The following is a 13,377-nucleotide window of genomic DNA, read 5'->3' on the forward strand; positions in this document are numbered from 1 at the left end:
GAAAAGTGGATCTTATCAACATCGGATTCGGAAACCTTATCTCCGCTCAGCGGCTCATTGCCATCGTCAGCCCCGACTCCGCACCGGTGAAGCGGCTTATTCAGGAGTCCCGGGACAGCGGTATGCTCATTGATGCCACCTACGGCCGAAAAACCGCAGCGGTGCTGATTATGGATAGCGACCATGTGGTGCTGTCGGCCCTCTCTACGGAGAAAATGGCCCCCCGCTTGGGGATGAAGGTAGAAGACTTTACACGGGAGGAATTGCTTTGATTAAGGGTAAGACATTTATTATTTCCGGCCCTTCCGGCGTGGGCAAGAGCACGGTGCTTAACGCTCTGCTTCGGGAGTACCCGGATCTGTATTTTTCCGTATCCGCTACCACCCGGGCTCCCCGGGAAAACGAGCTGGACGGCGTACATTATCACTTCATCGCTCCGGAGGATTTTCATAAGATGATCGAGGAGGAGGCGTTTTTGGAGTACGCCGAGTATGTGGGCAATTTCTACGGAACACCCAAAAAATATGTGGATGCCGCCATGGATGAGGGCCGGGATGTGATACTGGACATTGAGATTCAGGGGGCCCAGCAGGTGTGCGCCAAGCGCCCGGAAACGGTGCGCATCTTCATTGCGCCGCCCTCCTGGTCGGAGCTGGAGCGCCGTCTCACCGAGCGCGGGACCGACGATGCAGATAAGGTGCAAAAGCGGCTCCTGCGTGCCAAGGTGGAGCTGAAAATGGCGGATGCCTACGACTATTTCGTTATCAACGACACGGTGGACAGCGCCGTGGAGCAGCTCAAGGCCATTCTCTTGGCGGAGCACTGTAAGTCCCCTCAGCGTATTGCAAAGCTGCTGGTGGAGTAAATCATTTGTTTGTAAGAAAATTCTAAAAGAATTTTTAACAGTATTTTTCGCCGAAAGGCAGATAGGAAGTTGATTATTATGATGCTGTATCCCGCAATGACGAAGCTCACGGAGCACATTCCCAATCGCTACATGATGGTGAATGTGGTGGCGCGCCGCGCCCGCCAGATCGCCCAGGAGGCCGAGGTAAACGGGGAGCCCCTGGAGGAAAAGCCCGTTACCTTGGCCATCGATGAGGTGGCGGAGGGCCTGTTCGATGCGTCCTCCATTGACACGGGTATCGACACGGACAATAAGAAATAAACCCAAACCCAATGCAGGAGGCGCCCATGGCACAGATCGCTAAAATTGCAATAGAGAATGCCGTCTATGCCATTGACAAGCCCTATGACTACCTGGTCCCTGAGGATATGACCGTATGCGCCGGAATGCGGGTGACCGTTCCCTTTGGCCGGGGTAACCGCCGGTCGGAGGGCATGGTGCTGTCTGTGCAGGAGGGGGCCATGGATCGGCCGCTGAAGGCGGTGGAGACGGTGCTGGACCGGGAGGCACAGCTATCGGCGGAGCAAATCCGTCTGGCGCTGTGGATGTGCCAGCGGTACTTCTGCACCTTTTACGATGCACTTCATGCAATACTGCCCATCGGACTTTGGTATCAGCATAAGGAGCTCTGGCACCTGAAACGGGAGCCGGAGGGTGAGCTGCCGGAAAAGGAGCAGGTCCTGGTGTCCCTTTTGCGGGAGAAGGATAGAGAGCTTTCCCAGCTTCTGGAGGCGCAGCCTAAGGCGAAGGCCATGCTGCAAAAGCTGGAACAGCAGGGAATCGTATCCTGCGCGCGCGCCTCTAACCGGCGCGTTTCAGACAAAACCGACTGGCGTGTGGCCTTTGCCATCACCTCCCAGGAGGCGGAGGAGCTGACCCGAGATAAGATGCGCAGAGCGCCCCGGCAGGGGGCGGCCCTAAGCTTTTTGCTGAAAAACGGAGAGACCTCGCTCCACGACCTCATTTATTACACCGGCGTACAGCGCAAGTGGGTAATGAAAATGGGGGAGGAGGGCGTTTTTTCCCTGTGTGAGCAGGAGATTTTTCGGGTACCCTTGCGCCCGGCGCAGGAAAAAGCGCCGCAGATTCAGCTCAATGATGAGCAGCAGGCTGCCTACAATGATATTTTGGCGCAGATCCACAGCGGAAAGCCCGGGGTAACGCTTTTGCAGGGGGTTACCGGCAGCGGCAAGACGGAGGTGTACATCACTCTGGCGCAAAAGCTGCTGCAAGAGGGCAGAACGGCTATGATCCTGGTGCCGGAAATTGCCCTGACACCCCAAATGATGCAGCGTTTTTCCCTGTATTTCGGCGAGGATGTGGCGCTGCTGCACAGCGGCCTGGGTATTGCCCAGCGGTATGACCAATATAAGCGCATCCGACAGGGGCTGGTGAAGATCGTTCTGGGTACCCGGTCGGCGGTGTTTGCTCCTATAGACAATCTGGGTATGATTGTGCTGGATGAGGAGCAGGAGGGGTCTTACGAGTCGGAGAAGTCGCCCTGCTATCATGCCCGGGATATAGCCAAATACCGCTGTGCCAAGGAGGGCGCCTGGCTGGTGCTGGGCTCTGCTACCCCGACGGTGGAAACGGCTTACCATGCCCGGGAGGGAAATTACCGGCTGACGCTGCTGCGCCGGCGGTTCAATCAAAATGCCCTGCCCGGGGTCTCCCTGGTGGATATGCGCCAGGAGCTGCGGCAGGGGAACTATACCTCTATCAGCCATCCGCTGTATGAGGAGATTCAAAAGAACCTGGAACTGGGTCAGCAGACGATCCTGTTTCTCAACCGTCGCGGAAACAGCCGTCAGGTCATTTGTCCCGGGTGTGGATATGTACCTCAGTGTCCCCGGTGCAGCGTCTCACTGACCTATCACTCAGCCAACAGGCGGATGATGTGCCACTACTGCGGCTATTCAGAGCGGTTTGAGGCGGACTGCCCTCAGTGCGGCGAGGCATTTCGCCCTGTGGGGTCCGGTACGCAGAGGGTGGAGCAGGAACTGCAGGAGCTGTTTCCCGGTGTGCCCATTTTACGGATGGACGCAGACTCTGTGGGCGTGCAGCATGAAAAAATGCTGCAAAAATTTGATAAGGAAAAAATTCCTATCCTTTTGGGGACGCAAATGGTGGCCAAGGGATTGGATTTTGATAATGTGACGCTGGTGGGGGTCCTGGCGGCGGATCAGTCGCTGTATGTGGACAACTACCGCGCCGCCGAACGCACCTTTGTACTTCTGACCCAGGTTGTGGGCCGAGCGGGCCGGGGTGACAAGCCCGGCCGGGCGCTGATACAGACCTACACCCCGGAAAATGAGGTGCTGCGGGATGCGGCCCGGCAGGACTACGAGAGCTTTTACCGACGGGAGATCGGGCTGCGGCATATGCGCCGGGAACCTCCCTTCACGGATGTGACGGTGCTTACCGTCAGCGGCAGCAACGAGGAATTCGTGCGCCGAAGCTGTATGCAGCTGCGGGACGGACTCTGTGCTGCCATGATGCAGCCGGAGTATCGGGATATGGGCTTGGAGGTGCTGGGCCCGGCTCCGGCTCCGGTGGTGAAGGTCAATGGCCGCTTCCGCTATCGCATTACGGTGGTGGGGCGGTGCAGCGGGCCTGTGCGTCGGCTGCTGGCGGCCTTTATGAAGGATTTCGCCCAGCGGAGCGAGAATCGGAATATGAGTATTTTTGCGGAGTATAACCGAATGAACTAAGGAGCAGGAGGAGAATAAAATGGCTCTGAGACGGATTGTTTTGCAGGGAGAGGATTGCCTGACCAAGGTGTGCCGTCCTGTGACGGATTTTGATAATCGCCTGCATATTTTGCTGAATGATATGGCGGACACACTTCTGGATTCCGGCGGCGTGGGCCTGGCGGCGCCCCAGGTGGGGATTTTGCGCCGGGTTTGCGTAGTGCAGAACGAGAACGATGAAATTATTGAGCTCATCAATCCGGAGATTGTCTACACCCAGGGGGAGCAGACGGGCCTGGAGGGCTGTTTGAGCGTGCCGGGAAAGTTCGGCGTGGTCACGCGGCCGGAGGTAGTGCGGGTCCGGGCCCAGGATCGGGACGGCAACTTCTTCGAAGTGGAGGACAGTGACCTTACGGCTCGGTGCTTTTGCCACGAGATCGAGCATCTGGACGGGCACCTGTTTGTAGAGCACACGGATCATCTGCTGACGGAGGAGGAGCTGCAGGAGTACATACGCCGGCAAGAGGAGGACGAGGCGTAATGCGGATTTTGTTTATGGGAACGCCGGAGTTTGCTGTAGAGCAGCTTCGGAGGCTGGTAGAGGACGGACACGATATCTGCGGCGTATTTACCCAGCCGGATAAGCCTAAAAACCGGGGCATGAAAATGACCTTCTCTCCTGTAAAGGAGTATGCCTTGTCACAGGGCCTGTCGGTTTATCAGCCCACGAAAATGCGCGACGGAACAGCCCTGACCCTGGTGCGGGAGCTGAAGCCGGAGCTGATCGTGGTGGCGGCCTACGGACGCATACTGCCGGAGGACATTCTGGCGGTGCCGGATAAGGGCTGCATCAATGTGCATTCCTCGATCTTGCCTAAATATCGCGGTGCGGCGCCTATCAACTGGGCTATTTTGGATGGCCTGAAGGAGACGGGCGTGACCATCATGTACATGGCTAAGGAGCTGGATGCGGGAGACATCATCTGCATCAAAAAGACGGAAATTTTGCCGGAGGAAAATGCCCGGGAGCTGACTGAGCGGCTGGCCCGTTTGGGTGCGGAGGCCTTAGCCGAGGCTGTGGAGCAGATTGGCCGCGGTACGGCGGCGCATATCCCCCAGGAGCATGGAGCATCCACCTATGCGCCCATGCTCAGTAAGGAGCTTTCCCCGATGGATTGGACCCGCCCGGCCCAGGCGCTGCATGACCAGGTTCGGGGCCTTATCCCCTGGCCCTGCGCCAGCACAGAGCTGGCAGGTAAGCGGGTGAAGGTGTTCAAGACGAAGCTGGGACATAAGACGGATGCCCGGCCCGGAGCTGTGCTTACTGCCGGGAAGCAGGGACTTGAGATTGCCTGCGGCGACGGACAGAGCCTGTGGATCCTGGAGCTGCAGGCCGAGGGAGGCAAACGAATGATGGCAGCGGATTATCTCCGGGGCCATCCTATGGATACGGAAAAATGATCGAGAACAGAAAATTTACCGCCCGGGACACGGCGCTGGAGGTTCTGATGCAGATTGAGCGGGCTAACGCCTGGTCCGACAGCAGCCTCAAGCGTACCATTGCCAAAAACGGGCTGGAGGGCCGTGAGGCGGCCTTGGCTACAAGGCTGGCCTACGGCGTGGTGCAAAACCGCACCCTTCTGGACTACTATATTACCTGCTACTGCGTGCAGAAGGCACATAGATTGGAGCCGGTGATCCGCAATATTCTGCGCATCGGCGGCTATCAAATTCTGTTTATGGATAAAATACCCCATCGGGCCGCCGTGAACGAGGCGGTGGAGATGTGCCGCCGAAACGGTCGTCCCAGGGCGGCGGGCATGGTCAATGCCGTGCTGCGGAAATTCGTTGCCAACTGGATGAATATGCCGCCCATTCCTCAGGGAAGTACGGCGGAATACCTCTCCGTTCGTTATAGTCACCCTCGGTGGCTGGTGGAGCGCCTGCTGGAGCTGCTTCCGGCGGAGGAGGCAGAGCAGTTTTTGCAGGGGGATAACGACATTGTTCCCACAACCATCCAAACGAATCTCCTGAAAACCGATGATGAGTCCCTGCTGCAGGAGCTTCGGCAGGCGGGTGTGGATATAGCGCGCCATGGGTGGCTGCCCCACTGCTTCACGGTGTCCGGTACCGGGAGCCTGGAGCGCTTGCCTGCCTTTGCGGAGGGGCGGTTTATGGTCCAGGATGCCGCCGCTCATTTGGTGACGGTGGTGGCCGGGCCCCAAAAAGGCGACCGGGTGCAGGATGTGTGCGCTGCCCCCGGCGGAAAATCCTTTGCCGCCGCCATTGCCATGGAGGGGGAGGGGCAGATCCTCTCCTGTGACATCCATCCCCACAAGCTGAAATTGATTGACTCCGGGGCCAAACGCCTGGGAATCTCCTGCCTGCGTACCATGCTGGCTGACGCACGGGAGCACCATGCAACCTGGGATAGAGCGGCGGATGTGGTCATAGCCGATGTACCCTGCTCGGGTCTGGGTATCATTCGTAAAAAGCCGGATATCCGATATAAGAACCCTGAGGAGCTGGCACAGCTTCCGATTATTCAGAGGGAAATTTTGGAAAATGTTTGCCGATATGTGCGCTCCGGCGGCGTGCTGGTTTACTCCACCTGCACCATCCTTCCGGAGGAAAACGAGCAGGTGACGGAGGCATTTTTGCAGGCGCACCCGGAGTTTGAGCGGACAGCCTTTACCCTGCCACTGCCCATAGGCTCCTGCGACGGGCAGCTGACGCTCTGGCCTCAGCGCCATGGAACAGACGGGTTTTATATCTGCCGTATGCGCAGAAAAGACTGAAAAATACGGAAGGAGGGACAGGCGCTCTTGCTTGACATTAAATCCATGACTATGGTGGAAATGGGAGACTATTTCCGCCAGTTGGGAGAGCCGGCCTTTCGGGCCAAGCAGGTGTTCACCTGGCTGCACCGGGGCGTAAAGAGCTTTGATGAAATGAGCAATCTCTCCAAGAGCCTGCGGCAAAAGCTGGCCCAAAGCTGTCATATTACCGTGCCCCGGGTGGCCAAAAAGCAGGAGTCCCGGCTGGATGGAACCGTTAAATACCTCTGGGAGCTGGAGGACGGCAACTGCATCGAGACCGTTCTTATGCAATATCATCACGGCAATACCGTGTGCATCTCCTCTCAGGTGGGCTGCCGCATGGGCTGCGCCTTCTGCGCGTCTACCGTTGCCGGGCGGGTCCGGGACCTGACGCCCTCGGAGCTGCTGGATCAGGTGCTTTTCACCCAGTTGGATTCCGGCCGGGAGATTTCCAATATCGTGCTTATGGGTATCGGAGAGCCTTTGGATAACCGAGGAAATGTCCTGAAATTCCTGGATCTGGTGAATCATCCCGACGGACTGAACATTGGGATGCGGCACATCAGCCTATCCACCTGCGGCATAGTGCCGGGCATTGATTATCTGGCGGGGCTGCATCTGCAGCTCACCCTCTCGGTGTCCCTCCATGCGCCGGACAGCGAGACACGATCGCGCATTATGCCCGTGAACAAAAAATATGATGTAGAGGAGCTTTTCGCTGCCTGTCATCGCTACTTTAAGACCACCGGGCGGCGCATATCCTTTGAATACGCCATGATTGACGGGGTGAACGACCACGACTGGCAGGCAGACCTTATTGCCAGGAAGCTTGCCGGTATGCCGGGACATGTGAACCTGATCCCCCTGAACGATGTGGTGGAGAGTCCCTTTAAGCCCAGTCATCGGTTATCCGCCTTTCAAAAAAGGCTGGAGTCTCACGGCGTCACCGCCACGGTGCGCCGGAGCCTGGGCGGAGATATAGATGCGTCTTGCGGTCAGCTTCGGCGCAAGGCTATGGAAGAAAAGGAGGATGTCAGCGGAAAATGAGGATATGGAGTATATCGGACATTGGCCTTGTGCGGCATGAGAACCAGGATGCCTGCGGGACTATGCTGATAGAAGACTACACCGCCGCCGTTGTGTGCGACGGGATGGGCGGCACGGCGGGCGGCGCGGTGGCCAGCAGGCTGGCTGTGCAGACCTACCGTCAGCAGCTGGAGAAAAATCTCCGGCGCCATATGACCGCGCAGCAGCTTAGGGAGGTATCCGGCTATGCCATTGCCGCTGCCAACCGGGCTATTCGCCAGAAGGCTCTGGAGGAGCCCTCCGTTCACAGCATGGGCACGACGCTGGTGGCGGCTATCGTCTCCGGAGAGAATGTGCTCATCAGCAATGTGGGCGACAGCCGTGCCTATCTGTTGGGCAGCGGCGGCATTCAGCAGATATCCAAGGACCATTCCCTGGTGGGGTCCATGGTGGAGCAAGGCAACATGACCGAGCAGGAGGCCCGGCGGCACCCTAACCGCAACCTGATCACAAGGGCGCTGGGGCCGGAGGAAAATGTCCTGGATGACGAATTTTCCTGCAAATGGAAACAGGGCGATTACCTGCTTCTGTGTACGGACGGACTGGTGAATACCGTCAGCGATCAGGAATTGCTTTTTGAGATCGTTCACACGGAGGACCCGGAACACTGTTTGAGGCGGCTGGTAGATATTTCCGTGAGCCGCGGCGCGCCGGATAATATAACGGCGATCCTGATGCAGAACATTTAAAGGAGATTTTGGAATATGGATAAATACATAGGAAAAATGCTGGATGGCCGTTACGAGATTATAGAGCTTATCGGCTCCGGCGGCATGGCCAATGTGTATAAGGCCAAGTGCCATCGCCTCAACCGCATGGTGGCCGTTAAGATCCTCAAGTCCGACATGGCGGAAAATGAAGAGATTCGCCGCCGCTTCCGGGACGAGAGCCGGGCCGTGGCACAGCTTTCTCACGCCAATATCGTGTCTGTGTACGATGTATCCAGCAGCGGCGATACGGAGTATATCGTCATGGAGCTTATTGACGGCATCACCCTCAAGCAGTATATGGAGCGGCGGGGACAGATGGATTGGCGGGAGTCCCTGCACTTCATCATTCAGATTATGCGTGCTTTGGAGCACGCCCACAGCCGCGGCATTATCCACCGGGACATTAAGCCGCAGAATATCATGGTCCTGCGGGATGGCAGCGTAAAGGTGGCCGATTTCGGCATTGCCTGCCTGCAGAATAACGCCCAGACCCTGACCCAGGATGCCCTGGGCTCCGTACATTATATTTCTCCCGAGCAGGCCCGGGGCGAGCATATCGACGCCCGGTCCGACATCTATTCCGCCGGTGTGGTGCTCTATGAGATGCTCACGGGTCGTCTGCCCTTTGAGGGTGACACCGCCGTGTCCGTGGCTATCCAGCACCTGAGCTCTGTTCCCTTGGCTCCCAGCGAGATCCGGGAGGATGTGCCGAAGGGCTTGGAGCTTATCTGCATGAAGGCTATGTGTGCCGACATTAATAAGCGCTATGCCTCCGCTACCGCCATGCTGGAGGATCTGGAGAGCTTCCGCAAGAATCCGGATATAGATATGGAGTATATCCGGGAGGAGCTGAAGGAAAAGGAGAACACCGAGGCCACCCGCTACATCAGCAAAAAGGAGCTGAGCGAGGCCGTCCGCAATAAGAAGGAAAAGGAAAAGGACGAGCTGGCTGCCGAAAAGCAGGAGAAAACCGGCATTGCCGGAACCAAGGACGAGAAAAAACGCATGGCCATCATCATCGGCGCCTTTGCCGGAGCCCTGCTGCTGATTTTCCTGATTTTCACGCTGATCTTCAACGGCTTTGGAGGCGGCGGTGACAGCAGCGGCCACAAGGTGCCGGATATTCGCGGTATGACCGTGGAGGAGGCTGAGAAGCTGGAGGGCATCAAGGGCATTTTCACCATTGAAGTGGTAGGCACCAAGGAAAACAGCAAGTATAATGATGGGGAGATCATTTCCCAGGATCCCAGCGAAGGAACTCTGCGCAAAAATAACCTGACCATTCAGGTGTATGTCTGCGCCAAGGTGGAGAAATCCTATATGCCCACGGTGCTGAATATGTCCGAGAGCGATGCAAAGTCCATTTTGAATAATATGAGCCTGGGCCTGAATATCCAGGTGCAGGATAAACCCTCTGACACCGTGGCCAAGGGCCTTGTCGTCGCCACCAGCCCGGCGGCCGGCGCAGAGATCCGTCAGGGCAACACCGTAATTATTTATATCAGCTCCGGTCGGGAGATCAAGCCCGTTACCGTGCCTAATTTCGTAGGTATGACCGAGGAAAAGGCCAATTTGGAGGCTCAGAAGCTGGGCCTGGTAGTGGGAGCAAGCTCCAGCGAGTACAGTGATAAGCCTGCGGGTACCGTCATCCGTCAGAGCATTTCCGCTACTACGGAGGCTAAGACCGGCGACAATATCTACTTTACCATCAGTCTGGGGCCCAACAACACGATGGTGGATGTGCCGGATGTGATCGGTAAATCTCTGAATGCCGCCAAGAGCGAGCTGGAGGCTGCCGGATTTACTGTGGCAGTGCAGTGGCAGGGTCAGGAAGGCGCCAATGAAATCGTTATCGGCTGCAATCCCGACGGCTCTGCGGAAAAGGGCAGCACAATTACCATTACCGTGACCTCAAAGGATGCACAGACTGAGCCCGATCAGCCCGGTCACACGAACGGATGAGAGGACGCATTGAAAAGGCTCTGAGCGGGTTCTACTATGTAAATGTAGGCGGGCAGGTCCTGCAGTGCCGGGCTCGCGGCAAGTTCCGCCGGGAGGGCACCAGTCCCCTGGTAGGGGACTGGGTGCAGGTTCGGGAGCTGGGCGGCGGCGAAGGTTTTGTGGAGGAGATAGAGCCTCGCAAAAGCTGCTTTGCCCGCCCCTCGGCGGCTAACATCGATCAGCTTGTGATCATCGCATCGGGGGCCATTCCGGTGACGGACCCGTATCTTATTGATCGCATCGCCTCCATTGCCGCCCTGAAGGGCTGCGGAGTTCTGGTTTGCCTGAATAAAAGCGACCTGGATCCGGCGGAGGAGCTGTATGCAATTTACGCCCATTCTGCCATTCCCGTGCTGCGCGTCAGTGCCAAAACCGGTGAAGGTATGGAGCAGCTTCGGTGTCATATTCGGGGAAAGCTCAGTGCATTTACGGGGAACTCCGGTGTTGGTAAATCCAGTATTCTCAACTGCCTGTGCCCGGACCTCTCCTTACAGGTAGGAGAGGTGAGCCAGGCCCTGGGCCGGGGCAGGCACACCACTCGACATGTGGAGATGTTTCCGGTGGAGGAGGATACCTGGGTCATTGATACACCGGGCTTTTCCTCCTTTGACACGGAAGAACTGAACCTGGAATTGCAGGCACATCTGCCGGAGACATTCCCGGAGTTTTTGCCTTACCTGGGTCAGTGCCGATTCGTGGGGTGCAAGCACATAAGGGAAAAGGGCTGTGCCGTACTGGAGGCTGTGCGGCGGGGCGATATTCCCTCCAGCCGGCACAGGAGCTATGTACGGCTGTGGGAGGAAGTGAAGGATCTGCGGCCCTGGGATAAAAAGTAGAATTAGCATCGATATGCTCCCTCCGTGACAGGCAGTGAGAAAGCAAGCTGCCTGTTATGGAGGGGGCATTGCTATGTCGGAAAAAAGCAGGCCTTGTACCCTTACAAAAATCCCGGCCGACAGCGTGTGGCTGTCGGCCGGAAAAATAACTATACAGGGGTGTATATTCTGCCATTAAATCCATTGCTTACGGTTGGAGGGTAAAGGTCATGGTGACCGGGTTATGGTCAGAGTAGGCAAAGCCGGTATCAATGACAGTGGCAGAGTTTACGGTCACATTGTCAGACACCAGGAAGCCGTCTACCGTTACCACATACTGGCCCTCGTGGTAAGGCGCATCGGCGTTGCGGCAGCTGGGTACGGGGTTCTCCGGATCCAGAGGCGGCACCAGTGTAATGTTTTTGTCACGGAACAGCTCCTCCGGCAGGGGCTGGGCCCAGGTGTAGTCCCCGGCACTGATGCCAAACACTTCCTCGGAATTACCCAGCAGGTCCTTGTTAAAGTCCCCGCCGCAGATGCAGTAGTTGCCCTTTTCGTACTCGCTCTGCATATCGCTCAGCAGCATTTCCGCCTGCTCATTGGCGATGACCCCGTCAGAGGTGTAGGCGGACAGATGCACAGCGTAGAGCACCAGCTCCTTGCCGTTTTCCATGGGCACCCGGCTGACGGTGTAGCAGCGGTCCAGGTCCACCAGCTTCATGACCCCCGTTTCAATGGGCAAACTCCGGCGCAGGGAGGAGGCGATAGGTGCCGAGGAGAAGGTCATCAGCCCCGACTCCGAGGCCCCGTGGGGCTGGGTCAGCGGCCAAAACAGGAACGGGGAGTCATAGTTCTGCCCCCACACGGAGCTGTACCCCGTGAGAGCCCCGCGCAGGATGTCCGCCTCATTTCTATGGTAGCTGCGGGTGGCATCGGTGTCCACCTCCTCCACGAAGTAAAAGGCCGCGTTCTGCTCCTTCAGAAGTTCCGCGATATTCTTGAGGTTTGTGTCCAGCCGCTCCTTGGACCAGGCCCAAGACTCGGTGCCGCCGTCCATAAAGAAGCTGTAATCCGACTCATAGGCCCCGAAGCCCATGTTGTAGGATACCACAGTGTAGGCAGTGCCGGCCTTGACCTCTCCGGCGGCAGCCCCCTCTGCCGTCAGGGGCAGATTATCCTCGATGCGGTGGTAGTCCAAAAACACATAGGCTACATAGCCTAAAACCAAAATCAGCAGGGCCAGCAGCACGATACCGGCGATCTTCAACGCTTTTTTCATACGGTTCTCCTTATTGGTTTACTTTTTCCTGATTCTATATTATAATTCATTTATACGCATTTGAAAAGAGGAATTTATTTTGAGAAAACTGGTGATTCGATTTAACGCCCCGGCTACGCTGACTTTTGCTCTGCTGGCCTTGGGTGCCCTGCTGCTGGGGCAGACTCTGGGCAGCGGCGTGACCATGAAATATTTCTGCGTGTACCGCTCGTCACTGGCGGACCCGCTGACCTATCTGCGCTTTTTCACCCATGTGCTGGGCCATGCGGACTATTCTCACTATATGGGCAATATGCTGCTGCTTTTGCTGGTGGGCCCGCCTCTGGAGGAGAAGTATGGCTGGAAGAAAATGGCGTGGTTTATGGCCGTTACTGCCCTGGTTACGGGGCTGGTACAGTTTATCTTCTTCCCGCATACCGCCCTTTTGGGGGCCAGCGGGATTGTATTTATGATGATCGTTTTGTCCTCCTTCACCGAGAGCCGGGGCGGCGGTATCCCCGTTACGCTGATTCTGGTGGTGATATTCTATCTGGGCGGGGAGATCGTCGACGGACTCAAGGGCGCGGACAGTGTTTCCCAGCTGACTCATGTGGTGGGCGGCGTGCTGGGTATGATCTTCGGATTTTTGTACCGGGGCAAGCGCCACAGATAGGGGAGAAGGACAGACAATGACAGACTATTTTTCCATAGCCTTGCCGGAGGACAATATCCGCGCCATCAGCAGCATCGGCCTGGCCCACATTGGCGACGGGGTGTATGAGCTGCTGGTGCGTACCTATCTCTGCGCCCACGGCAAGGCCACCGGCAAAGGACTCCACCGGGCCACGGTGGACCTGGTGCGGGCCCCGGAGCAGGCACGCCGGGCACAGAGGATCCTTCCCTTGCTCACGGAGGCGGAGCAGGAGGTTTTTCGCCGGGGCCGAAACGCCCATGTCCACTCCATTCCCCAGCATGCCAGCCGGGCAGAATACCAGCAGGCCACTGCCCTGGAGGCGCTGTTTGGCTGGCTGTATCTGCGGGGACAGCGGGCACGGATCAACGAGCTATTTGTGTGCATGATGGAGGAGTGA

The 13,377-nt window shown here is 57.3% G+C and carries 14 protein-coding genes; 13 read left to right on the top strand and 1 reads right to left on the bottom strand.

What is annotated here, in order from left to right; translation table 11 throughout:
• Positions 1-5: 5 nt before the first annotated feature.
• The 11 genes from KI236_RS02635 (at position 6) to rsgA (ending at position 11,049) form a co-directional block, all read left to right on the top strand.
• On the top strand, positions 6-272 hold the full coding sequence (locus KI236_RS02635; RefSeq protein ID WP_408059041.1) for a DUF370 domain-containing protein: 267 nt from the start codon (positions 6-8) through the stop codon (positions 270-272).
• Positions 269-865, top strand: a complete 597-nt coding sequence (gmk, locus tag KI236_RS02640; RefSeq protein WP_212819050.1) for a guanylate kinase — start codon at positions 269-271, stop codon at positions 863-865. The genes KI236_RS02635 and gmk overlap by 4 nt, the downstream gene beginning before the upstream one ends.
• Before the next feature lie 78 nt (positions 866-943).
• Complete coding sequence (gene rpoZ / locus KI236_RS02645) at positions 944-1,168, top strand: DNA-directed RNA polymerase subunit omega (RefSeq protein ID WP_212819052.1); 225 nt, start codon at positions 944-946, stop codon at positions 1,166-1,168.
• 26 nt (positions 1,169-1,194) lie between these two features.
• Positions 1,195-3,618, top strand: a complete 2,424-nt coding sequence (gene priA / locus KI236_RS02650) for a replication restart helicase PriA (protein WP_212819055.1) — start codon at positions 1,195-1,197, stop codon at positions 3,616-3,618.
• A 19-nt stretch (positions 3,619-3,637) separates the two neighbouring features.
• Complete coding sequence (gene def / locus KI236_RS02655; RefSeq protein WP_212819057.1) at positions 3,638-4,138, top strand: peptide deformylase; 501 nt, start codon at positions 3,638-3,640, stop codon at positions 4,136-4,138.
• Positions 4,138-5,058: a methionyl-tRNA formyltransferase gene (gene fmt, locus KI236_RS02660; RefSeq protein ID WP_212819059.1), complete on the top strand. Its 921-nt coding sequence runs from the start codon at positions 4,138-4,140 to the stop codon at positions 5,056-5,058. The genes def and fmt overlap by 1 nt, the downstream gene beginning before the upstream one ends.
• Positions 5,055-6,395: a 16S rRNA (cytosine(967)-C(5))-methyltransferase RsmB gene (gene rsmB, locus KI236_RS02665; protein WP_212819062.1), complete on the top strand. Its 1,341-nt coding sequence runs from the start codon at positions 5,055-5,057 to the stop codon at positions 6,393-6,395. Before fmt ends, rsmB begins: the two co-directional genes overlap by 4 nt.
• 45 nt (positions 6,396-6,440) lie before the next feature.
• Complete coding sequence (gene rlmN, locus KI236_RS02670) at positions 6,441-7,463, top strand: 23S rRNA (adenine(2503)-C(2))-methyltransferase RlmN (protein ID WP_212820610.1); 1,023 nt, start codon at positions 6,441-6,443, stop codon at positions 7,461-7,463.
• Positions 7,460-8,191: a Stp1/IreP family PP2C-type Ser/Thr phosphatase gene (locus KI236_RS02675; RefSeq protein ID WP_212819064.1), complete on the top strand. Its 732-nt coding sequence runs from the start codon at positions 7,460-7,462 to the stop codon at positions 8,189-8,191. The genes rlmN and KI236_RS02675 overlap by 4 nt, the downstream gene beginning before the upstream one ends.
• 15 nt (positions 8,192-8,206) lie before the next feature.
• Positions 8,207-10,174 (top strand): Stk1 family PASTA domain-containing Ser/Thr kinase, encoded by a 1,968-nt coding sequence (pknB, locus tag KI236_RS02680; RefSeq protein ID WP_212819067.1) that lies wholly within the window; start codon positions 8,207-8,209, stop codon positions 10,172-10,174.
• Entirely contained in the window at positions 10,171-11,049 is an 879-nt protein-coding gene (rsgA, locus tag KI236_RS02685; protein WP_212819069.1) for a ribosome small subunit-dependent GTPase A, read from the top strand. The genes pknB and rsgA overlap by 4 nt, the downstream gene beginning before the upstream one ends.
• Before the next feature lie 187 nt (positions 11,050-11,236).
• Here the strand turns inward: rsgA and KI236_RS02690 are convergent, their stop codons facing one another.
• Positions 11,237-12,307, bottom strand: a complete 1,071-nt coding sequence (locus KI236_RS02690) for an endonuclease/exonuclease/phosphatase family protein (RefSeq protein ID WP_212819071.1) — start codon at positions 12,305-12,307, stop codon at positions 11,237-11,239.
• A gap of 79 nt (positions 12,308-12,386) precedes the next feature.
• Here KI236_RS02690 and KI236_RS02695 point away from each other — a divergent pair, with 79 nt between their 5' ends.
• Both KI236_RS02695 and KI236_RS02700 read left to right on the top strand, forming a co-directional pair.
• A complete protein-coding gene (locus tag KI236_RS02695) occupies positions 12,387-12,959 on the top strand; it encodes a rhomboid family intramembrane serine protease (protein ID WP_228738075.1) in 573 nt (190 codons plus the stop codon).
• A 16-nt stretch (positions 12,960-12,975) separates the two neighbouring features.
• Positions 12,976-13,377 carry a Mini-ribonuclease 3 gene (locus KI236_RS02700; RefSeq protein ID WP_212819074.1) on the top strand — a complete coding sequence of 134 codons (402 nt, stop codon included), beginning with the start codon at positions 12,976-12,978 and terminating at the stop codon, positions 13,375-13,377.

The sequence above is a fragment of the Vescimonas fastidiosa genome (genome assembly GCF_018326305.1).
GTDB classification, from domain to species: domain Bacteria; phylum Bacillota; class Clostridia; order Oscillospirales; family Oscillospiraceae; genus Vescimonas; species Vescimonas fastidiosa.